17 protein-coding genes and 1 pseudogene are annotated in these 21,493 nt (G+C 71.8%); 11 read left to right on the forward strand and 7 right to left on the reverse strand.

Going from position 1 to position 21,493, the window contains the following annotated elements:
* The first annotated feature begins 100 nt into the window (after positions 1-100).
* The 5 genes from alr (at position 101) to IE326_RS21080 (ending at position 4,884) form a co-directional block, all read left to right on the forward strand.
* Entirely contained in the window at positions 101-1,255 is a 1,155-nt protein-coding gene (gene alr / locus IE326_RS21060; protein WP_190042606.1) for an alanine racemase, read from the forward strand.
* Positions 1,256-1,483: 228 nt separating this feature from the next.
* Complete coding sequence (locus tag IE326_RS21065; RefSeq protein WP_190042607.1) at positions 1,484-1,993, forward strand: hypothetical protein; 510 nt, start codon at positions 1,484-1,486, stop codon at positions 1,991-1,993.
* A gap of 447 nt (positions 1,994-2,440) precedes the next feature.
* Complete coding sequence (locus tag IE326_RS21070) at positions 2,441-3,181, forward strand: peptidoglycan recognition protein family protein (RefSeq protein ID WP_190042608.1); 741 nt, start codon at positions 2,441-2,443, stop codon at positions 3,179-3,181.
* 103 nt (positions 3,182-3,284) lie between these two features.
* A complete protein-coding gene (locus tag IE326_RS21075) occupies positions 3,285-4,268 on the forward strand; it encodes an IS481 family transposase (RefSeq protein ID WP_190042609.1) in 984 nt (327 codons plus the stop codon).
* Between the two features lie 127 nt (positions 4,269-4,395).
* On the forward strand, positions 4,396-4,884 hold the full coding sequence (locus IE326_RS21080; protein WP_190042610.1) for a DUF4265 domain-containing protein: 489 nt from the start codon (positions 4,396-4,398) through the stop codon (positions 4,882-4,884).
* Between the two features lie 76 nt (positions 4,885-4,960).
* Here the strand turns inward: IE326_RS21080 and IE326_RS21085 are convergent.
* Both IE326_RS21085 and IE326_RS21090 read right to left on the reverse strand, forming a co-directional pair.
* Positions 4,961-5,830, reverse strand: a pseudogene (locus tag IE326_RS21085) (IS5 family transposase).
* Between the two features lie 10 nt (positions 5,831-5,840).
* The gene (locus tag IE326_RS21090) at positions 5,841-6,632 is read right to left on the reverse strand and encodes a DUF4118 domain-containing protein (RefSeq protein ID WP_190043448.1); all 792 of its coding nucleotides are present in this window, start codon (positions 6,630-6,632) and stop codon (positions 5,841-5,843) included.
* 247 nt (positions 6,633-6,879) lie between these two features.
* On the opposite strand from IE326_RS21090, the gene IE326_RS21095 reads away from it, so the two are divergent.
* A complete protein-coding gene (locus IE326_RS21095; RefSeq protein ID WP_229915544.1) occupies positions 6,880-8,790 on the forward strand; it encodes an APC family permease in 1,911 nt (636 codons plus the stop codon).
* Between the two features lie 113 nt (positions 8,791-8,903).
* Here the strand turns inward: IE326_RS21095 and IE326_RS21100 are convergent, their stop codons facing one another.
* Entirely contained in the window at positions 8,904-10,742 is a 1,839-nt protein-coding gene (locus IE326_RS21100) for an APC family permease (RefSeq protein WP_190042611.1), read from the reverse strand.
* A gap of 207 nt (positions 10,743-10,949) precedes the next feature.
* Between IE326_RS21100 and IE326_RS21105 the strand changes: the two genes are divergently transcribed.
* The 3 genes from IE326_RS21105 to IE326_RS21115 all read left to right on the forward strand — a co-directional run bounded on the left by IE326_RS21105 (position 10,950) and on the right by IE326_RS21115 (position 13,413).
* Positions 10,950-11,132 carry a hypothetical protein gene (locus tag IE326_RS21105; protein WP_190042612.1) on the forward strand — a complete coding sequence of 61 codons (183 nt, stop codon included), beginning with the start codon at positions 10,950-10,952 and terminating at the stop codon, positions 11,130-11,132.
* Between the two features lie 898 nt (positions 11,133-12,030).
* A complete protein-coding gene (locus tag IE326_RS21110; RefSeq protein WP_190042613.1) occupies positions 12,031-12,675 on the forward strand; it encodes a CBS domain-containing protein in 645 nt (214 codons plus the stop codon).
* Between the two features lie 51 nt (positions 12,676-12,726).
* The gene (locus tag IE326_RS21115; RefSeq protein WP_190042614.1) at positions 12,727-13,413 is read left to right on the forward strand and encodes a response regulator; all 687 of its coding nucleotides are present in this window, start codon (positions 12,727-12,729) and stop codon (positions 13,411-13,413) included.
* Here IE326_RS21115 and IE326_RS21120 read toward each other — a convergent pair.
* Genes IE326_RS21120 through IE326_RS41545 form a run of 4 tightly spaced genes read right to left on the reverse strand, consistent with a single transcriptional unit; the run spans position 13,410 to position 19,591 of the window.
* Positions 13,410-15,155 (reverse strand): sensor histidine kinase, encoded by a 1,746-nt coding sequence (locus IE326_RS21120; protein WP_190042615.1) that lies wholly within the window; start codon positions 15,153-15,155, stop codon positions 13,410-13,412. The genes IE326_RS21115 and IE326_RS21120 overlap by 4 nt on opposite strands.
* A gap of 48 nt (positions 15,156-15,203) precedes the next feature.
* Positions 15,204-17,822, reverse strand: coding sequence for a cation-translocating P-type ATPase (locus IE326_RS21125; protein WP_190042616.1), 2,619 nt, complete (start codon positions 17,820-17,822; stop codon positions 15,204-15,206).
* 9 nt (positions 17,823-17,831) lie between these two features.
* Positions 17,832-18,692: a universal stress protein gene (locus IE326_RS21130; RefSeq protein WP_190042617.1), complete on the reverse strand. Its 861-nt coding sequence runs from the start codon at positions 18,690-18,692 to the stop codon at positions 17,832-17,834.
* Positions 18,689-19,591 (reverse strand): universal stress protein, encoded by a 903-nt coding sequence (locus tag IE326_RS41545; protein WP_150226319.1) that lies wholly within the window; start codon positions 19,589-19,591, stop codon positions 18,689-18,691. Before IE326_RS41545 ends, IE326_RS21130 begins: the two co-directional genes overlap by 4 nt.
* Positions 19,592-19,831: 240 nt before the next feature.
* Between IE326_RS41545 and IE326_RS21140 the strand changes: the two genes are divergently transcribed.
* Together IE326_RS21140 and IE326_RS21145 are read left to right on the forward strand one after the other, a co-directional pair.
* Positions 19,832-20,455, forward strand: coding sequence for a CBS domain-containing protein (locus IE326_RS21140; RefSeq protein WP_190042618.1), 624 nt, complete (start codon positions 19,832-19,834; stop codon positions 20,453-20,455).
* Positions 20,455-21,477 carry an Acg family FMN-binding oxidoreductase gene (locus tag IE326_RS21145; protein WP_190042619.1) on the forward strand — a complete coding sequence of 341 codons (1,023 nt, stop codon included), beginning with the start codon at positions 20,455-20,457 and terminating at the stop codon, positions 21,475-21,477. Before IE326_RS21140 ends, IE326_RS21145 begins: the two co-directional genes overlap by 1 nt.
* Positions 21,478-21,493 lie beyond the last annotated feature (16 nt).

Raw genomic sequence — 21,493 nt, forward strand, 5'->3', positions numbered from 1 at the left:
CCCCGCGTCCCGTCCGCGCTCCGGCCGCGCCCCGACGGGCCGACCGCTCCCCAGCACGTGCCTCGCACCCCTGTGCAGTCCCCCGAAGGGAAAGCCGGCCATGCCCGAGACGCCGCCGCCCCGCAGAGCCCGCGCCGAGATAGACCTCGGCGCGCTGCGTGCGAACGTCCGCACGCTGCGCGCCCGCGTCGCCCCCCACGTCCGGATCATGGCCGTGGTCAAGGCCGACGCCTACGGACACGGTGCGGTGCGCTGCGCCCGTGCCGCTCTGAAGGCGGGCGCGGACTGGCTGGGCACGGCCACCCCGCACGAGGCGCTCGCGCTGCGCGCGGCGGGGATCACGGACGTGCCCGTCATGTGCTGGCTGTGGACGCCGGGCGACCCCTGGGGCCTAGGCATCAAGGCCGGTCTCGACATGTCGGTGAGCGGCATGTGGGCCCTGCGAGAGGTCGTCGCCGCCGCGGAGGCGACCGGCAATCGGGCGCGGATCCAGCTCAAGGCCGACACCGGGCTGGGACGCAACGGGTGCCAACCCGCCGACTGGCCCGAGCTGGTCACCGAGGCGCTGGACGCCCAGGCTCGGGGACTGGTGAAGGTGACCGGTCTGTGGTCGCACTTCGCCTGCGCCGACGAGCCGTACCACCCCTCCATCGCCGCTCAGCTGGACGTCTTCCGTTCGATGCTGGACCACGCCGAGAAGGCGGGGGTGGAGCCCGAGGTGCGGCACATCGCCAACTCGCCGGCCACCCTCACGCTTCCCGAGGCCCACTTCGACCTGGTCCGGCCGGGCATCGCGCTGTACGGCCTGTCGCCCGGCCCTAAGCTCGGCACCGGCGCCGAGCTGGGACTGCGACCGGTGATGTCGCTGAAGGGAAGCGTCGCGCTGGTCAAGCAGGTGCCCGCCGGACACGGCGTGAGCTACGGCCACCACTACGTCACCGAGGGCGAGACCACCCTGGGCCTGGTCCCGCTGGGCTACGCCGACGGGGTGCCCCGGCACGCCTCGGGCCGCGGCCCCGTCCTGGTCGGGGGCCGGGTGCGCACGGTCGCGGGGCGGGTGGCCATGGACCAGTTCGTGGTCGACCTCGGCGGCGACACGCCCGAGCCCGGCGCCGAGGCGGTGCTGTTCGGGTCCGGGGAGCGGGGCGAGCCGACCGCCGAGGACTGGGCGGCGGCCGCCGGCACCATCGCGTACGAGATCGTCACCCGCATCGGCGCACGTGTTCCGCGCCTCTGCGTGGACAGCGGGAACTGACGCCACCCACCTCAAACCGCCGCCGTACGGACGCTCGGACCGACGGCCGAAGAGCGGGCCTCGACGTCGGCCGAACCGGACAAGCACTCCCTCTCCCCGGCGTCAGCCCCCACGGAACAGCCGCTACCAGGTCACACCTCTCTGCCGGATCCGGTAGGCACTTGCCCCCTCCCCGCGGCACCAGCGCCGGAGGACCGTTCCCCCTTTCCTACACACAGGAGAACCAGCATGAGATTCCGCTCCGCCCTGACCGCTCTGGCCCTCGTCCTCGGCGCCCTCTTCGCCCCCGGCTTCGGCGCCCTCACCGCCGCCGGCGAGGCCCACGCCGTCACCAAGATCAGCCACGCCACCGCGACCTCGATGTTCACCGCGTCCGGGATCACGTGGTCCTCGTCCGGCAACTGCTCCGATCGGAACAACCCCACCTGTACGTCCTTCGAGCAGCTCAACCTCGCCACCGCCCAGGGCGCCCAGACCCTCAAGAGCGCCAGCGGCTGCGCCCTCAACATCACCGGCGGCACCGAGACCGGCCACGCGAGCGGCACCTACTCGCACTGGAACGGCTACAAGCTCGACTTCGGCAAGGCCAAGTGCCTCTCCACCTACGTCCAGACCAACTTCACGTACATCGGCGTTCGCGGGGACGGCTCTCCCCAGTGGCAGTCCGCCAGCGGCAACGTCTACGCCGACGAGGGCAACCACTGGGACGTGACCTACTACAACTGCGGCGGCTGCTGACCACCGACCGCTCCACCCAACACCCCCGGAGCCCACACGCCCTTCCACCGCCGAACGTACCTCTCGGCGGACGGTGACACCGGCTCCGGGGGCACGGAACGGCCCCATGTTCACCCGCGGCACGCACCGCGCCCTCCGCACGCCGAGACCGCGGTCCCGCTCCGACGACCATCACCGACTCGCCTCACCTGGAGGACTGTTGACCCGAAGGATCTCCCGTCGTGTCGTCTTGCTGACGACGGTCGGCGGTGCGCTCGCCCTGCCCGTCGTCCGCTCCGGAACCGCACACGCCGCCTCCCCTCTCCCCTCGGCAAGCGGCGCACCGCCGATCGTCACGAACCCTCGCGAGCCCGGCGCGGTCTACGACGCCAGCGCACCCCGCACCGCCCACCCGGAACCGTTGAACGCGGCCGTCGGCTGTGCCGTGAACCGTGGAGGTCGTCGCTGATGGCCACCTTCGTCACCCGCGCCCAATGGGGCGCTCGAACGCCCACGAGCGTCAGCGGCACCATCACCCCGGATCAGGGCGGCGTGGTCGTCCACCACATCGACGCCGTCAAGGTCGCGGAAACCGATCACCGCGACTGTGCCGCCCAGGTGCGGGGCATCCAGAACTACCACATGGACTCCAACGGCTGGTCGGACATCGCCTACAGCCATCTCGCCTGCGTCCACGGGTACCTCTTCCAGGGGCGTGGCGAGAACGTCCGCACCGCCGCCCAGGGCACCACTCAGGGCAATGACGACTGGTACGCGGTCTGCGCCCTGACGGGCGGCACCGGCAACGACTACGACGTCGTCACGGCCGGGCTGATCGACGCCCTTCGGTACGGGATCGCCCGGCTGCGCACGTCGGGCGGGGCCGCACAGGCCATCACCGGCCACCGCGACCACCACGCGACCGGCTGCCCGGGGAACCTGTACACCCGCGTCCTCAGTGGAGAGGTGAACCCCGGCGGAGGCCCCCTCCCCTACCCCGGCGTCAGCTTCCGGCAGTCCCCGGCCACAGTGCACGCCAGCGTGGCGACCTGGCAGTACCGGATGAACAGCGCGCACGGCTACTCCCTCGCCGTGGACGGCCAGTACGGACCGGGATCCGATTCGGCCTGTCGCGGATTCCAGTCGGACAGGGGCCTGACCGTGGACGGCGTCGTCGGACCGGCCACCTGGGGCGCCACGTTCGCCTAGGTGTATTGATCACGAGCGTTGTTAACGCCGACTGGGTCTTGATCATGGCGAAGACCTCCGGTGTGGTGGAGGTGTCTAGGCTTCACCGCACACGGAGGTCTTCGTGTCCCACCGTAATGCCCGGCTGACCGTTCACGGCAGGCGGATCCTGGTCGAACGCGTCCTCGCGGGCCGTCCCGTCGCGCACGTCGCCGCTGAGATGGGCATATCCCGTCCCACTGCCCACAAATGGGTCCGCCGCTGGCGGACTGGGGGCGACGCAGGGCTGTACGACCGCTCCAGCAGGCCACACCGGACGCCGCACCGGACGCCGCCCGCCCTGGAGGCCCGAGTCTGCGATCTGCGCCAGGCCCGCAAACTCGGCCCGGCCAGGATCGGCCCGATCCTGGGGCTGCCGGCCTCGACGGTCCACCGGATCCTGGTCCGGCACGGCCTGAACCGTCTGGCCTGGCTCGACCGGCCCACCGGCCAGTCGATTCGCCGCTACGAACGCGACCGGCCCGGCGAGCTGGTCCATGTCGACATCAAGAAGCTCGGCAACATTCCCGACGGCGGCGGTTGGCGGACCGTCGGCAGGGCGGCCGGCGACCGCAACCGCCAGGCCACCACGACGGAGCGCAAGAGCTGCACTCCGGTGATCGGTTACAGCTACATCCACTCGGACGTCGACGACCACTCCCGCCTGGCCTACAGCGAGGTCCTGCCCGACGAACGCCAGCACACCGCGATCGCCTTCTGGCAGCGGGCCAACGCGTTCTTCGCCGGCCACGGCATCACCGTCGAACGGGTCCTGACCGACAACGGCTCCTGCTACAAGTCCAAGCTCTTCACCCAGGCCCTGGCCGCGGCCGGCATCACCCACAAGAAGATCAGGCCCTACCGGCCGCAGACCAACGGCAAGGTCGAACGCTTCAACCGGACGCTCCTGGACGAGTGGGCCTACCTACGGCCCTACACCTCGAACCAGGAACGGACAGCGGCCCTGGCAGACTTCCTCCACACCTACAACCACCACCGCTGCCACACCGCACTGGGCGGACACCCACCCATCACCCGCGTCAACAACCCTGCGGGTCAATACACCTAGGCCGTGTTTTAGAAGCCGGGCACCTGACGGCGGTCGGCGATCGGCGCGGGCTGCCAGCCGGGTCCGGAGGCATGCGCCTTCGTGCTCCGCAGTCTGGTCTGGTGGATGCGAAGTAGATGATGGCTCGGTGACGAACATCAGTGACGACCACGTGAAGGTCCATTTCCGCATGGACATAGACGAGGACGGATGGCCGCCGGCGAGTGTCGAGAGCCTGTGGGCTGTCGACCTCGGCGATGGCACGGTGCGGCTGGACAACACTCCCTGGTTCGTCCGCGGAGTCGCCAGTGGCGACATCATCAGGGTCCAACCGGATGATGACGGTGTTCTCTGGGCCGGAGAAACGGTGCAGCCTTCGCAGAACTGCACCATCCGGCTCATCGTGCTGAAGGACGACGGCTCAGCCGCCGCCCGGCAGAGCGTGCTGGAGGTCTTCCATCGCCTCGGCACGACGGGCGAAGGCATCGAGCGGTTCGGGATGGTGGCCTTGGATGTCCCGCCGCAGGCAGACCTGCTGAAAATCCGCGAGCTGCTGGAGCACGGCGAGACGAAGGAGTGGTGGCACTGGGAAGAAGGGTGCGTCACTGCCGCCTGGGAAGCTACTGCGCGACCGTGAGGGCAGCGGTGCCGGTCCCAGCCTGCAGTGAGCCAGGCTGCATCGTTCTCGTGCAGGAACCGACCGCTCAGGTTCGTCATATCCATTCGCCGATCGCGGCGATCAGGACGGTGGCTTCGAAGCGGACGGCGAGTTTGTCGAACCGGGTGGCGACCGCCCGGTTGCGCTTGAGCCGGTTGATCCCGCACTCGACCGCGTGCCGGGCCTTGTAGTCCTCGCGGTCGAAGACCGGCGGCCGCCCGCCGGCCTTCCCACGTCGCTTGCGGTGGGCGGCCTGGTCGGCAGGCTCCGGGATCGTGCAGCGGATTCCGCGCTTTCGCAGGTAGGCCCGGTTGGCGCGGGAGGAGTACGCCTTGTCGCCCCGCACTCGGATGGGGCGGACACGGGGACGGCCGGGCCCGGTGCGGGGCACCCGGATGCCTTCCAGAACGGCGACGAACTGAGGGCTATCACCACGCTGACCTGCGGTGACCAGCAAAGACAGCGGCCGCTGGCCCTGCTCGCAGGCCAGGTGAATCTTGGTGGTGAAGCCTCCCCGGGACCGGCCCAGTCCGTGGTCGTCGGGCTCGGTAGAGGTTCCGCCCGACGGTTCGTTCTGGGCCTGGCCGTCTCGGCGGGCACCCGCGGCGTGCTAATGGGCCCGGCAGATCGTGGAGTCGACGTTGACCTCCCACGTGATCAGCCCGGCCGCATCCGCCCGGGCCTGCAGCCGGGTCAGCAGTTCGGGCCAGGTGCCGTCGCGCTGCCAGCGGCGGAAGAGTCCGTAGACCGTCTGCCACGGACCGTACTCCGACGGAAGATCCCGCCACGGAGCACCGGTCCGCACCCGCCACCGGATCCCGTCGATCAGCTTCCGCCGGCCCAACGGCGGCCGCCCCAGCACCGCGACCGGCAACAGCGGCTCCAGCACAGCCCACTGCTCGTCAGAAAGATCCCCTCGCCCCACACCGAGATCATCACGATGCGAGGCGAGGAAGAGAGCCGACTTTCAAAACACGGCCTAGCCGCCCCGAACCTTCGAGCGCGACCGCCGCGAGGCCGGCCAGGTCGACGGCGACGAGCCGCGCCTCCACCGGGACCGGTACGGTTCCGGGAGTGGGCGTCAGGAGGAACCGGCCCCGAACCTTGCCGGCCGCCACAGCCGGCAGCTCGATCTCCCCGTCCGGCCACCCCTGCCGCTCCAGGTCCCAGATCCAGCCCTCCACACGCACCGACCCGTCCGTCTGGAGCCTGGGCGGCGGAGAACCGGCAGGCTCCACGGCGAAGGTGAACCGGCACTCCCGCAGCTCCAGCACGTCCACAAGATCCCGGCGAAACCGGTCGATCAGCTCCGGCGCCGCACATCCACCCGATCGCATCAGGCGGATCGTGCGGTGGAGGCGTTCCAGGTGCTCCGCGTCCGTGCCCGCGGCCGACCGCATCACGCGGGCCCGGGCGGCGAGCTGGGACATGATCAGTCCGACGACAAGAAGCAGGAGCGCCGTCTCGACATCGGCCCGGTCCCGGATGTCGAAGCTCTGGTATGGCTCGGTGTGGAAGAAGTCGAACCAGGCCACCGCCGAGACCGCGGCAAGCGCACCGGCCCACCGGTTCCCCAGCGCCGAGACGGCGACGACCACGACGACCAGTACCAGCGCGAGGTTGGTGGAAGTGACGCTCCTACGAAGCGGCAGCAACGTCAGTGCCACCAGGAAGGGTGCGAGGACCGCGGCCGTCACGGCGACCACGTCCCGGATCGGCATACGCATCATCGGCCTCCTCAGCGGCCCACACGCGCTCACTATCAATTGAGACTGCACCCGATGTGAGGAAGGTGACGCCCTACCGGCGGATCTTGACGCTTCCCTGACGCGCACGCCGGCTACGCCTCCCCGCACCCTGCTTACGCTGGCTCGGCCGCATCGCAGGCGGCCGAAAACCCCCTCATCGAGCAGACTCCAGGAGCACCCCATGGCCACCACAGACGAGACGCGCGGCGGGAAGCTGCGCGCGTAGATGCTGGAGGGCCTGTCCGACATGGGCAAGGGAAAGCCGTCCCGCCCCAAGGAGACGGCCCCGGACGCCGGACACAAGGGCCAGCCCTGGTGGCGGGTGATGTGCCTGACCGGCGTCGACTACTTCTCCACCCTCGGCTACCAGCCCGGCATCGCCGCCCTCGCGGCCGGCCTCCTCTCCCCCATCGCCACCATCGTGCTCGTGATCGTGACCCTGGCGGGCGCGCTGCCGGTCTACCGGCGGGTGGCCGAGGAGAGCCCGCACGGCGAGGGCTCGATCGCGATGCTGTCGCGGCTGCTGTCCTTCTGGAAGGGCAAGCTCTTCGTCCTCACCCTGCTCGGCTTCGCCGCCACCGACTTCCTGATCACCATCACCCTGTCGGCGGCCGACGCCTCCACCCACCTCGTGGAGAACCCGCACCTGGAGTCGGCCCTCCACGACAAGCAGGTGATCATCACAATGATCCTGATCGCGCTGCTCGGCGCGGTCTTCCTCAAGGGCTTCCTGGAGGCCATCGGCGTCGCCGTCGCCCTCGTCGCCATCTACCTGGGCCTCAACGCCGTCGTCGTCGTGACCGGCCTCTACCAGGTGCTGACCGAGGGACACGTCGTCACCGACTGGACGGCCGCCCTGACCCAGGAGCACGGCAACGTCTTCGTCATGATCGGCGTCGCCCTGATCGTCTTCCCCAAGCTCGCCCTCGGCCTCTCCGGCTTCGAGACCGGCGTCGCGGTCATGCCACACGTCAAGGGCGACGCCGGTGACACCGAGGCGCGGCCGACAGGCCGGATCCGCGACACCAAGAAGCTGCTGACCACGGCCGCGCTCATCATGAGCGTCTTCCTCATCTGCACCAGCTTCATCACCACCGTGCTGATCCCCCACGAGGAGTTCGAGTCCGGCGGCAAGGCCAACGGCCGTGCGCTGGCCTACCTCGCGCACGAGTACCTGGGCAACGCCTTCGGCACCGTCTACGACGTCTCCACCATCGCGATCCTGTGGTTCGCCGGCGCCTCCGCCATGGCCGGCCTGCTCAACCTGATGCCGCGCTACCTCCCCAAGTACGGCATGGCCCCGCACTGGGCGCGCGCCGTGCGCCCCATGGTGATCGTCTTCACCCTGGTCGCCTTCCTCGTGACGTGGATCTTCGACGCCGACGTCGACGCCCAGGGCGGCGCCTACGCCACCGGCGTCCTCGTCCTGATCTGCTCGGCCGCCATCGCCGTCACCATCGCCGCCCGCAAGGCCGGCCAGCGCGGCTGGACCATCGGCTTCGGCACCATCTCGGTCGTCTTCCTCTACACCACCGTCGTCAACGTCATCGAGCGCCCGGACGGCGTGAAGATCGGTGCCTGCTTCATCGCCGGCATCATCCTGATCTCGCTGCTCTCCCGGCTCGGCCGCGCCTTCGAGCTGCGGGTCACGCACGTCGAGCTCGACGACATGGCGGAGCGCTTCATCCGTGACGTCGCCAGCCGGACCCCGCGGTTCATCGCCAACGAGCCGGACAACCGCGACGCCGAGGAGTACCGGGCGAAGAAGGACCAGATCCGCGCCGACAACGACCTGCCCGGTACCGAGGACTTCGTCTTCATCGAGGTCACCGTCACCGATCCCTCCGAGTTCGAGGCCGGGCTCACAGTCCGCGGCGAGGTCCTCCACGACCGCTACCGGGTCCTCACCGTCGAGTCCTCCTCCGTCCCCAACGCCCTCGCGGCCCTCCTGCTCCACGCCCGGGACATGACCGGTGTGCGTCCACACGTCTACTTCGAGTGGACCGAGGGCAACCCCTTCGCCAACTTCCTCCGCTTCTTCCTCTTCGGCCAGGGCGAGATCGCCCCGGTCACCCGAGAGATCCTCCGCGAGGCGGAGTCCGACCGCGACCGCCGCCCCCGCGTCCACGTCGGCTGATCGAACGTCCCCCCATAGCCCCTGGCGTGCCGCCCGTCGTGAATCCCATGGCGACGAGGTCCGTATCCGGCGGCGTGGCCGCGTCGGCGGCGCGGCGGAGACGATCCGGCCGGCTAGCGACCCTCGAGCCGGAACCTCAGCCGGCAGATCACGGCGTCGGTGTCCCGGCGGACGGCGTGGGCGACGACGGCGCCGCGCTGGTTCTGCAGCAGCCTCTGCCACAGGCTCTCGGGTTCGGCCTCGGGAATCAGGACGGTGACACGGGTTCCGGGGGCGTCGTCGCGCAGCGCGCGGACGTAGGCGCTGATGGGCTTGCCGAGCGAGCGGCGTTCGAAAGGGAGCCGGACGAGCTGGACGCCCGGGTTCCACAGGTCCCAGTCCCGCTCCAGGGCCTCGGTGGCTGCCAGATCCTCGGGGTCCGGATGGCAGACGGTCACCGCGCGGACCTCGTCGCCGAGGGAGACCGCGGTGGTGAGGGCCTCGCTGGTGAGCCGGGTGAGCGAGGAGACGGGCACCAGGACCAGAGAGCGCTCGCGGTGCGGCGGCTCCGGGATCCTGCCCACGCCCAGGCGCTCGCCGATCCGCCCGTACGCGCGGTGGACGGTCTCGAAGGCGAGGACCAGCAGCGGCAAGGCGATCACGATCAGCCAGGCCCCGTCGTGGAACTTGGTGGCGGTGACGACGACCGCGGAGACGCCGGTCAGAACGGCGCCGAGGCCGTTGAGGAGGGCTTTGCCCCACTGCCGGGTGGCCCTCCAGTGCAGGACCATGCCGGTCTGGGCGATCGTGAAGCCGACGAAGACTCCGATCGCGAAGAGCGGCACCAGGGTGTTGGTGTCACCTCCGGAGAAGACCAGCAACGCCGCCGAGACCACCGCCAGCCACACCACGCCGTGCCGGTGCACCTGCCGGTCCGCCTTCAGGCCGAAGACGTGCGGCGCATAGTTGTCCCGGGCCAGCAGCTTCAGCAGGACGGGCAGCCCGCCGAAGGAGGTGTTGGCCGAAAGCGCCAGCAGCACCATGGTCGCGAACTGGACGACGTAGAAGGCCCCGTTGTGGCCGAGGGAGGCGTCGGTGAGCTGGGCGAGGACGGTGACGCCCTCCACCGGCTGGAGCCCGAAACGGGAGATCAGCACCGACAGGCCGATCAGCATCACGCCCAGCAGCCCGCCCAGCGCCACCTCCGCGCGCATCGCCCTGCGGGCCGCCGGCGCCCGGAAGGACGGCACCGCGTTGGCTATCGCCTCCACACCGGTCAGCGCGGAGCAGCCGGAGGCGAACGCCTTGAGCAGGAGCAGGGCACCCACGGTGGTGGCGTTGTCGGCGAGTACCGAGATATGACCGTCGGAGGCCGCGGTGGAGACGGGGGCGTCGCGGAACAGGCCGACGGCGATCACGACGAGGATCGCGCCGACGAAGACGGCGGTCGGGACGATAAAGGCGCGGGCCGAGTCGACGATCCCGCGCAGGTTCACGGCCGTGATGAGCACCAGGACGCCGAGGCAGATCGCCAGCCGGTTGTCGTACAGGCCGGGGAAGGCGGACGTCAGCGCGGCCACACCGGCGGTGACGGCGACGGCCACGTTCAACACGTAGTCGAGCACCAGCGAGCCCGCCGCGACGAGACTCGTACGACGTCCCAGGTGCGCCTTCGCCACGGCGTAGGAACCGCCGCCGTCCGGGAACGCGGCGATGACCTGACGGTACGAGGCGACCAGCACCGCGAGAAGCCCCGCGATGGCGAGCGTCACCGGCAGTGTGAACCCGAGCCCGTACCCGCCGGCGGCGGCGAGGACGAGCACGATGGCCTCGGGTCCATAGGCGACCGACGCCATCGCGTCCAGGGACAGGGCAGCGAGCCCGGTGACGGCGGTCAGCTTGTGCCGCGCGCCGGTATCGGGCGGTTCCTCGGCGCCGGGTACGGCGTCCTTCTCGGCGGTCACGGTGGTCATGCGGACGGACTCCTTCGGATCGGGCTCCGCTCAGCTTCCGCCCGTCCCGCAGGCTAGTCCGCCCTTCCTGGCGCGTTCTTGGCGCCAGCCCTCTTTCCCCTGACAGCTCCTTGACACCGGCCTCCACGGAGCGGAGGGCATCAGGGTGGTGTGAAGACTTCCCGGGCATCGGCAGTCCTGCCCGACCGCGGCCCTACAGTGCGCCCCATGAGCCCACATGACGGACGCCTGCCCTCCGACCACCGCGTGCGCCGCATCTCCCTCACGCTCTTCGTCGGCGCGTCTCTCACGAGCGCCACCGGGCTGGCCCTCGACAGCATGTGGCTGCTCGCCGCCGGTGCGTGGCAACTCATCGCAGCCGTCCTCCTGGAACTGGTCTACCGCCCGTGACCACCAACATCACGGGGCTTCCCGGGTCATCGGAAAAGCGTCGACGACAAGCCGGAGGTCCAGCGGGCGCACTCCGTTAGCGCCTTGCGCTCACCCTCCCGGCGCTTCGGCACCGCACTACAGAAGGTGACTCAGCATGCCCTTGGCGGCGCCTCCGGCGGATCGACCTCGCGTGCCACCACAGCCGCCGCTACGGCACTCCCTGGGGAGAATCTGGGGAGTATCGACGGCCCTGGGGAGCGCGTGGGGAGAATCGAACGCGTAACGCCGACCGACCTCGAAAGAAGCTGAAAGACTCATCCGTGCAGGTCAGGAGTGGCTGCGCCTGCATCAACGCAGGTCAGCGCCACTCCCTAGACACCTTCATGACGTATGTGCCGAGATCGTGAGCGGGTGAGCTCGCCTGGATCTGGTGGCGCAGCATGGTGACTGATCAACCCAGCTGGTCACTGCGGACAGCAACTTCGGGTTCTCGGCTCTCGTGGCGCGTTGGATCGAGGCATGTCCCGTGGAGACCTGCCTGCCCACCCCTCATTTGTGTGCCGACTCGCCGCCGCCACGGGCCATCGGTCAGGGTCCCACTCCGTTCCGACCAAGATCCGGGCCATACGCGGACCAACCGCCTGCCGCCTGGTCGAATCGCGGCCGTTTCCGCTGGTCAGCGTCCATGCAAGGCGTGTACCACCAGCACTCGAAGAACCTGCTGGTGAGCTACTCGCCGAAGAAGCTCGGCTTCTTCTGACACTGAGAAAGGGGGCGCACGGCCGGACTCTGCCGGCCGTGCTTCCCCGGGGGCCCGGGTGGCGCGACGGGGAGGAGACCCGGCAGGGGCCGTTCGGCCCTCCCGCCTCGCCTCGGTCCGCGCGAACCTGGGAAGGGGCATCGTCGAGGAGGGATCATGGATTCCGCAGGCCCCGCGCCTCTCGTGGTCAGTGACGTGATGACCCGCACCGCCGTGGCGATCGGCCGTGACGCTCCCTACAAGGAGATCGTGGTGCTCATGGACGAGTGGAAGGTGAGCGCCCTCCCCGTCCTGGAGGGGGAGGGGCGGGTGGTGGGGGTGGTCTCGGAGGCGGATCTGCTGCCGAAGGAGGCGTTCCGCGACACGGACCCCGGCCCCGGGAGGGACGAGGAGACCGCGAGGGCCGTCGCGGTGCGTGCGGGGGACCTCATGTCGAGTCCCGCCGTGACCGTTCACGCCGACGTCCCTCTCGCCGAAGCCGCACGGATCATGGCCCGCCGAAGGGTGAAGAGGCTCCCCGTCGTCAACGGGATCGGCGTGCTGGAGGGGGTCGTCAGCCGGAGCGACCTGCTCAAGGTGTTCCTGCGGGAGGACGGCGAGATAGCGTCGGAGATCCGGCGCTCGGTACTGGACGGAACAGGGTTCACCGGGCTGGACGTGACCGTGGCGGAAGGGGTCGCCACGCTGAGTGGCGTCCTCTCCGACCGCTCTCTGGTGCCGCTGCTGGCGCGAGCCGTCCGTGCCGTGGAGGGGGTCGTCGACGTCCGGATGGAGCTGGGTGCCCATGAAGGCGCTTCGTGACGGACAATCCTTGTGGGGGCGGGTGAACATCCACCGAGCACAGGGGTCGCCATGACCGAGCTTCCGGTAGCGGAGGGACCCACCCGGGTCTTCCTCGTGGACGATCACGAGGTCGTCCGCCGAGGGCTGCGGGACCTGATCGACGACGAGCCCGACATGCGGGTCGTCGGGGAGGCGTCCACGGCCGACCAGGCCCTGGCCCGGGGGCCCGCGCTGCGCCCGGACGTGGCCGTCCTCGACGTACGGCTCCCCGACGGCGACGGGATCGCCGTGTGCCGGGAGCTGCGGTCGCGGATGCCGGAGCTGGCGTGCCTGATGCTGACCTCGTTCGACGACGAGGACGCCCTGCTCGACGCGATCATGGCCGGGGCGTCGGGGTACGTCCTCAAGCAGATCAAGGGGTCCGACCTCATCTCGGCGGTACGCACCGTGGCGACGGGGCAGTCGATGCTCGACCCGGCCACCACGGCTCGCCTGATGCGTTCGCTGCGGGATCCGGAAGCGGCGCAGCCGCCCGAGGACGAGCGGCTCGCGGCGCTGTCCGAACGTGAGCGGTCCGTGCTGGAGCTGATCGGGGAGGGGCTCACCAACCGGCAGATCGCCAAGCGGCTCTACCTGTCGGAGAAGACGGTGAAGAACCACATCTCGCGGCTGCTCGGCAAGCTGGGGGTGGAGCGGCGGGTGCAGGCGGCCGTGATCGCCGCGCAGGCCCACGAGCACGGGGCGGAGAGCGGTTAGTCCTCTCGTCCGTCGCACGGAGGAAGGGGAATGCGCCAGGTGAGGCGGGTTCCCCCGCCGGGTCCCGGCGGAGAGTGGACGGTGAGGGAGCCGCCGAGGCGCTCGGCCCGTTCCGCGAGGTTGCGGAGCCCCCTGTCGACCCGATCCGGTGTCAGACCGATGCCGTCGTCACCCACCGTCACCTCCAAGGTCCCGTCGTCGGCGACGACGGCGACCTCTGTCCTGTGGGCCTGGGCGTGACGGGCGACGTTGGTGAGGGCTTCGCCGATCACCGCGACCACGTCGTCGGCGATGTCGACGGGCACGTCCGTGTCCAGGAGCCCCTCCAAGCGGAGCGCGGGAGCGAAGCCGAGGGTGGCCGCGCCCGCGTCGACCGCGGTGACGACACGGCTTCTGAGTTTCGGGGCGGTGCCTGGGGTGTCGTGTTCCCGGAGACCGAAGATGGTCGAACGGATGATCTTGATGGTGGCGTCGAGGTCGTCGATCGCCCTGGTCAACCGGTCCACCGCCTCCGGATGCTCGATGAAGCGCCGGGCGCTCTGGAGGGTGATGCCGGTGGCGAAGAGGCGCTGGATCGCCAGGTCGTGCAGGTCGCGGGCGATGCGGTCGCGGTCCTCCAGCAGGGTGACCTGTTCGGCGTCGCGGCGGCGGTCGGCCAGTTCGAGGGCGAGGGCCGCCTGGCCCGCGAAGCCGGGGAGGGCGGCGGTCTCGGCTCTCGTGAACTGCGTGCGCCCGCCGCGCCGGGCGAGGATCAGGACGCCGCTGAGGCGTTCCTTGGTGCCGACCGTGACCGCGACCGCCGGGCCGAAGCCCCGCCAGCGTTCGGGCTGGACCGTGACGCGCGCGTCGCTGGAGACGTCCGCCAGGGTGATCAGCCCGTCGGTCGCGGCGAGGGCCGCGGCCGCCAGGGTGCCCTCGCTGCTGGACAGGACGACCCCTCGGTGGGTGTCGGCGCCGTCGCCGCGGGCCAGCGAGCCGCGGAGCTCGCCCTCGGGGCCGACGAGGTAGAAGACGCCCATGTCGGCGTCGGCGATGTCCACGGCCTGCTCCAGCATTCCGTCGAGGACCTCGGTCTCCCCCGTGCCGGACAGCAGGGCGCGGGTGAAGTCGGAGCTCGCGGCGAGCCAGCGCTGCCGGCGCCTGCCCTCCTCGTAGAGCCGGGCGTTCTCGATGGCGATGCCGGCGGCGACGGCGAGGGTCGTCACGACCGACTCGTCCTCCGCGTCGAAGTCCGCTCCGCCGCGCTTCTCGGTGAGGTAGAGGTTGCCGAAGACCTCGTCGCGGACCCGGACGGGTACGCCCAGGAAGGAGTGCATGGGCGGATGGTGGGCCGGGAAACCGTACGAGGCGGGGTGCTCGGACAGCTCGGTCAGGCGCAGGGGCTCGGGGTTCCGGATGAGTTCGCCGAGGATGCCGTGTCCGGACGGGAGGGCGCCGATCCGTTCGCGCAGGTCGCCGTCGATGCCGATGGGGAGGAACTCGGAGAGCCGCCGGTCCTCGCCGATGACGCCCAGCGCACCGTACTCGGCGTCGACCAGGGACACCGCGGCCTCCACGATGCCCCTCAGCACCGAGGGCAGGTCGAGTTCCCGTCCCACCGACATGACCGCTTCCAGAAGGCCGTCGAGGCGGTCCCTGGTGCCGCGCGCCTCGTCGATGCGCGCCTGGAGCTCGTCCAGCAGCTCGTCGAGGCGCAGGCGCGGCAGCCTGGTGTTCGCCAGTCCGGCGCCTTCCCGGCCCATCGCCACCTCCGGTCCGTCCGGGGCACACCGCGTCCCCGGCGCACGCTCTCACGGTAGTCCGGATGGCCGGTCCGTTCCTGTCGGAGCCGCCTCCCGGAACGCGGTGCGGACGGCCCGCGCCGCGAGGAATCCGGTCGGCGCGCACGCCGCCGCCAGGGCGAGCCCCGCTCCTCCGAGGGGGTCCGTGTCGAGGGCGGTACGGAGGAAGGGCACGTACAGCGCCGCCAGGGCCAGGAGCGCGGAGGCGATGACCGAGAGGGGAAGGAACAGGTTCTCCCGGACGAACAGCCGGGCTCGCAGTCCGAGGACCACTCCGAGCTGGGCGGCGAGCAGGGCGAGGAAGAGGACGCTCTGCCAGTCGAGGCCCCGCGTCCGCGCGACCAGCCCCGCGCCGAGGGACGCCGCAGTGACGACGGCAGCGAGGACCAGTAGTCGCTGCCAGGCGCCACCGCCGAGGATGTGCTGGTCAGGAGGGCGCGGCGGTCGCCGCATCGTCCCGGGCGCCGCCGGCTCGGCGCCCATGGCGACCCCGGTGAGGCCGTGGGTGAGGAGGTTGATCCAGAGGATCTGCCCCGCCCGCAGCGGCAGGGGCAGTCCGAGGAGGGGGCCGGCGAGCATCACGAGGATCTCCGCGGCCCCGCCCGCCATCCCGTAGACGAGGAAGCGGCGGATGTTGTCGTAGACGCGCCGGCCCTCCTCGACGGCCGACACGACCGTCGTGAGTTCGTCGTCCGTGAGGACGAGGTCGGCGGCCTGGCGCGCGACCTCGGTGCCGCGGGCGCCCATGGCCACGCCGATGTCGGCCCGGCGCAGGGCGGGACCGTCGTTGACGCCGTCGCCGGTCATGGCCGTCACCGCGCCCCTCGCCCGCCAGGCGGCGACGATGTCGAGCTTCTGCCGGGGGTCGGTGCGGGCGAAGACGCGGACGAACGTGAGGTCGGGGACCCGGCCGGCCGCGACGTCCTCCCCGGTCACGACGTGGAGCGTGGGGCCGCCGGTCCCGTCGGTGAGACCGACGCCGTCCGCGACGGCGCGGGCCGTCGCGGGGTGGTCGCCCGTGATGAGGACGGGGGTGATGCCGGCCGCGCGGCAGGAGGCGAGCGTCCGCGCCGCGTGGGGCTTCGGCGGGTCGCTCAGCGCCACGAGGCCGAGGAGCTTCAGCCCCGACTCGGCCGCGGCGACCGGCTCCGGCACGTCGCCGCGCACGCCTGACGCCACGGCGAGCACCCGGTACCCCTCCCCGGCGAGGTCGGCGGCCGCCTTCCCGGCTCGTGCGACGGTCTGCGGATCCGCGCTCAGCACCTCCGGGGTGAGGACCGCTTCGGGCGCTCCCTTGAGACAGACGAGGACCCGTCCCGGGGCCGCCTCGTGCAGGGTGGTCATGCGCTTGCGGTGGCTGTCGAAGGGGGCTTCGCCGATCCGGGGGAGGTCTGCTCTCGTTTGCGGCTCCGGGGGGCATCCCGCCTTGGCCGCCGCCGCCAGGAGAGCCGCTTCCGTCGGGTCGCCCACGGCGGTCCAGCGGCTTCGGGGATCGGTGGCGTCGGGCGGGCGCAGCGCGGCGTCGTTGCAGAGGACGGCCGCCCTCAGCAGTCCCCGCACGGGCGCGAGCTCGTCCGGGGTGGCGGGTCTCCCGGCGACCAGGGCCTCCCCCGCCGGTTCGTAGCCGACGCCCGTGAGTTCGGCGCACATCCCGGGCGTCCAGACCCGCTGGACGGCCATGCGCCCCTCCGTGAGGGTGCCCGTCTTGTCGGTGGCGAGGACGGACACCGAGCCGAGGGTCTCCACGGCCGGCAGTCGTCTCACCAGCGCGTGGCGGGCGGCCATGCGGCGGGCACCGAGGGCGAGGGCGAGGGTGACCACGGCGGGGAGCGACTCGGGGACGGCGGCCACGGCCAGGCTGATGGCGGTGACCGCCATGGTGCCGGGCGGCAGACCGCGTACGAGGCCGAGGGCGAAGACCAGCACGCACAGGGCCAGCGTCACCGCGGCGAGGATCCTGCCGAGGGCGGCGAGGCGGCGTTGCAGGGGGGTCGCCTCGCGCCGGTCGTCGAGCAGGGCGGCGATGCGGCCGAGGGCGCTCCTCGGGCCCGTCGCGGTGGTGGTGGCCACGCCCCGGCCGTGTACGACGACGGTTCCCGCGCTCAGGAGGTCGCCGGCGTTCTTGTCCCGCGGTACGGATTCCCCGGTGAGCATGGACTCGTCCAGGAGCAGGACGGACGCCTCGACGAGCAGGGCGTCCGCGGCGACGACGTCGCCCTCGCCGAGTACCAGGACGTCGCCGACGACGATCTCCGCGGCCGCCACGTCGCGGACCGTGCCGTCCCGCCGCACGCGCGCGTGCGGGGCGCTGAGCGCCGACAGGGCAGCGACGGCGTTGTCCGCGCGGACCTCCTGGACCACGCCGACCGTGGTGTTCACGAGGACGACCAGGCCGATGACGATCGCGTCCGGGTGGTCCCGGATCGCCAGGGTCAGCGCGACGGCGCCCAGGAGCACCATGATCAGCGGATCCCGGAGCTGGGCGAGGACCCGGCTGTACAGCCGTACGGGCCGGCGGGCGGCCACCTCGTTGGGTCCGTCGGCGGCGAGCCGCCGGGCCGCCTCCGCCGGGGTGAGTCCTGTCGCCGGGGAGGTCGGGACCGCTTCGGCTCCGGCCGGCGTCGTCATGGCGCGCGCTCACCCCGCGGGGACGGTGATCACGGGGCAGTGGGCCCGGTGCAGCAGTCCGTGGACGACCGAGCCGACGCGCATGCCGGTGTAGCCGCCCCGGCCCCGGCGGCCCACGACGACGGCCAGGGCGTGCTCGGCGGCGCCTGCGAGCAGTTCCACGGGCGAGCCGACGAGCACCTCGTGGGTGAGACGGACGTCGGGGTACTTCTCCGCCCAGCCGGCGGTGGTCTCCGAGAGGAGCCGGCGCTCGGCGTGGAAGAGCGTGTCCCCCGTATGGAGGGTGAAGACGGGCGGCTGCCAGACCGCGACGGCCCGCACGGCGCAGCGCCGGAGGTCGGCCTCCTCGAAGGCGAAGGCGAGGGCCGCCCGGGACGATTCGCTGCCGTCGACGCCGACGACGAGGTGGGGCGGGTCGTGGGTGATGTGCTCGGCGTCGCCGACCACGACCACCGGGCAGCGCGCCTGGGCGGTGACCGGGAGGACGAGGGAGCCGGCGCTGAGGAACTCCTCGGTGCGGCTCAGGTGCCGGGAGCCCAGGACGGTCATGGAGGCGCGCTGCGCCATGCCCGCCATCACGGCCGCCGGGAAGCCGTCGACGAGCGCGGAGCCGACGTGCACGTCCGGCTGGCGGGCCCTGACCAGGTCGGCCGCGGCACGCAGGGCGTCCTTGCCGCGCCGGGTCCCTGCCTGGTGGCGGGGGGTGTCGTCGACGTGCTGGGTGTCGTGCGGGGGCGGTACGGCGACGACCAGGCGGAGGGCGAGCCCTCGGCGGTGGGCCTCGTCGGCGGCCCAGGCCGGGGCGAGGCCCCCTTCGCGCACGGGGTCGACGCCGACGACGATCTCGCGGTGTTCCGGGGTGGTGCTCATGAGGTGCTCCCGTGTCCGGGTCCGTGCCGGGGGACGAGTTCCACCGGGCAGTGGGCGTGTTGCAGCAGGGCGAGCGTGGTCCGGCCCAGGGTGGGCCCCAGGTATCCGGGGCCACGGCGTCCGCCGACGACCAGGAGGGCGGCGTCCCGGCTCGCCTCGACGAGGGCTCCGGGCACGCTGGGGCTCTTCACGCCCTCGGTCTCGATCTTCAGGTCGGGGAACTCCTCACGCAGGAGTCCGGTGGTCCGGGACTGGACGCGCACGCGGTCGGCGGCCTGGGGGCAGGGCCGTCCGCGCGGTGCCGTCCGCTCGCTCCGTGCCCAGGCCGTCCGCCACACGTGCACAAGTCGGAGCGGCTGCCGTCGCAGCAGGGCCTCGCGTGCGGCCGCCCGGGCGCAGCCGAGGTCGTGGTCGTCCCGCGTCCCCACCAGGACGGCGCCCGGGTGTTCCGTCCCGGCGTGTCCCCGGACCACGACCACCGGTGTGCTCGCGGTGGCCACGGTCCGCAGGCCGACCGAGCCGAGGAGCAGCGAGGCGAACCCGCCGCGGCCCCGGTGGCCGACGACGATCGTGCCGGTCAGGGCGGCGGCGTGCCGCAGCGCCTCGGAGGGCGGACGGTCGCTCAGTTCCTTGACGACGGTCACCTCCGGGTGGTGTGCGGAGACGGTCTCGGCCGTACGGTCGAGGATTTCGCGGCCGGTCCTGCGGCTCTCGTCGATCTGGGCCTGGAAGAGGTAGCGGGCGAGGGCGTCCGTGTCCGTCGCGTGGACGAGGAAGAGGGCCGATCTCCGCAGGAACGCCTCTTCGGCGGCCCACAGGGCGGCGAGCAGCGCGTCCTCGGATCCGTCGACGCCGACGACGACGCTTCCGGGGTGCCGGAGTCGCGGGGCTGCGGCCATGGCTCCTCCTTGCCGGGTGCGTGAGGACTGTCCTTCGACCGTCGCACTCCGCGCCGGAGGACCGGAGGGCCGCTGGGGGCAGAGGCGGGGCCAAAGGTCCCACGCGACGGCGCCGCGAACCGGCAGGGCCCGGTCGGGCCCGTAGGTGGACCGTTCGGCCCCTCGCCGACGCGTGGCGGCGCGGTGGACGGTGGTGGCGTGAAGACCCGTCTGCCGTCTGTCCGAACGGGAGGGACCGCGATGAAGCACCTCAAGGTCGGCGGCCTGATGACCGACGACGTCGTCTCCGCCGTCCCCGACACGTCGTTCCGGGACGTGGCGAAGCTCCTCGCCGAGCACGACATCAGCGGGCTGCCCGTCGTGGACGCCGACGACCACGTCGTGGGCGTGGTCTCCGAGAGCGACCTCCTGGCCCGCAGGGCCCTGACCGCACGGGGCGTGATGAGCGCTCCGGCCGTCACCGTGCACGCCGAGGAGGCCGCGGCGGACGCGGCCCGTCTCATGGTGCGCCGCGGGGTCGAACGCCTGCCCGTGGTCGACGAGGAGGAGCGGCTGGTGGGCATCGTCACCCGCCGCGACCTGCTCCGCGTCTTCCTCCGCCCGGACCCCGAGATCAGGCGCCGCGTCCGCGAGGAGGTTCTCGCGGACGCCCTGGACCTGCCGGCCGACGCGGTCGACGTGCACGTCCTGGACGGCGTGGTGACCCTCGACGGACGGGTCCGGCTGCGGAGCGAGGCCGTGATGCTCCGGCGTCTCGCCGAACGCGTGGAAGGCGTGGTCGCCGTCGTGGACCGGCTGTCCGCAGCCGACGACGGAACCCGCGCCGAGGCCCCGCCCCCGCGGTCGGCCTACGACTTCTCGTGATGACCGCCCCCGCACAGACAGGACGTACCGTGTCCCCCACCGCTCCCCTCCCCCGTCCCCTCGTCACCTCGCTGGTGGAGGAGGCCGTCCTGGCGCCGTCGATGCACAACGCCCAGCCATGGCGGTTCGTGCACCGGGAGGCGTCCGGTGTCCTCGAACTGCGCGGCGACCCGGCACGCGGCATGCCCCGCCAGGACCCGGTCCACCGGGCCCTTCACATCGGCTGCGGCGGCGCCCTGTTCGGTCTGCGGGTGGCCTCCGAGCACCGGGGCCTGCGTCCCGACGTCCGCCTCCTGCCCTCCCCCGACGACCCCTGGCGCCTCGCCGACGTCCGATTCGAGGGCCCCGCGGAGGCCGCCGGCGATCTGGGCGTGCTGCACCCCGCGCTGGCGCGGCGGCACACCAGCCGGTTCCCGTTCACCGAGGAGCCGGTCCCCGCCGAACTGCTCGACGGCCTCTGCGCCGCCGCACGGCTGGAGGGCTGCCGTCTGATCGTCCCCGGCGACTGGCACACCGACACCGTCATGGACCTCGTCCACGCCTCCGAACTGTTCGAGGCCGCCGACGACGCCGTGCGCGCCGAGATCGCGGCCTGGACGCGTACGGGGGCGCACGACGAAGAGACCGGCGCCGACGGCGTGCCCGCCTACGCCTTCGGCCCCCGTCAGTACGACGTGACCGCGCCCGTCCGGGATTTCGGTGCCCCGGGCCGCATGTCCTCCCGCCCGTCGGCCCGCTTCGAGAAGACGCCACGGATCGCCCTGCTCGGAACCGCCGCCGACACCCCGGAGGCGTGGCTGATGGCCGGCCAGGCCCTGCACCGCGTCCTGCTCCAGGCCACCCTCGACGGGCTCGCCACCTCCCTCATGTCGCAACCCCTGGAATGGCCGGAACTCCGCTTCGACGCCCGGGACCCCCTCTCGAACGTCGGCTACGTCCACATGATCGTCCGCCTGGGCTACGGACCGGCCGGCCGGGCGACGCCCCGACGGGCTGTCGCGGACGTCCTCTCCTTCTCCTGACACGACGCGGACCGGC

It is taken from the genome of Streptomyces filamentosus (assembly GCF_014654895.1).
Lineage (GTDB): Bacteria > Actinomycetota > Actinomycetes > Streptomycetales > Streptomycetaceae > Streptomyces > Streptomyces filamentosus.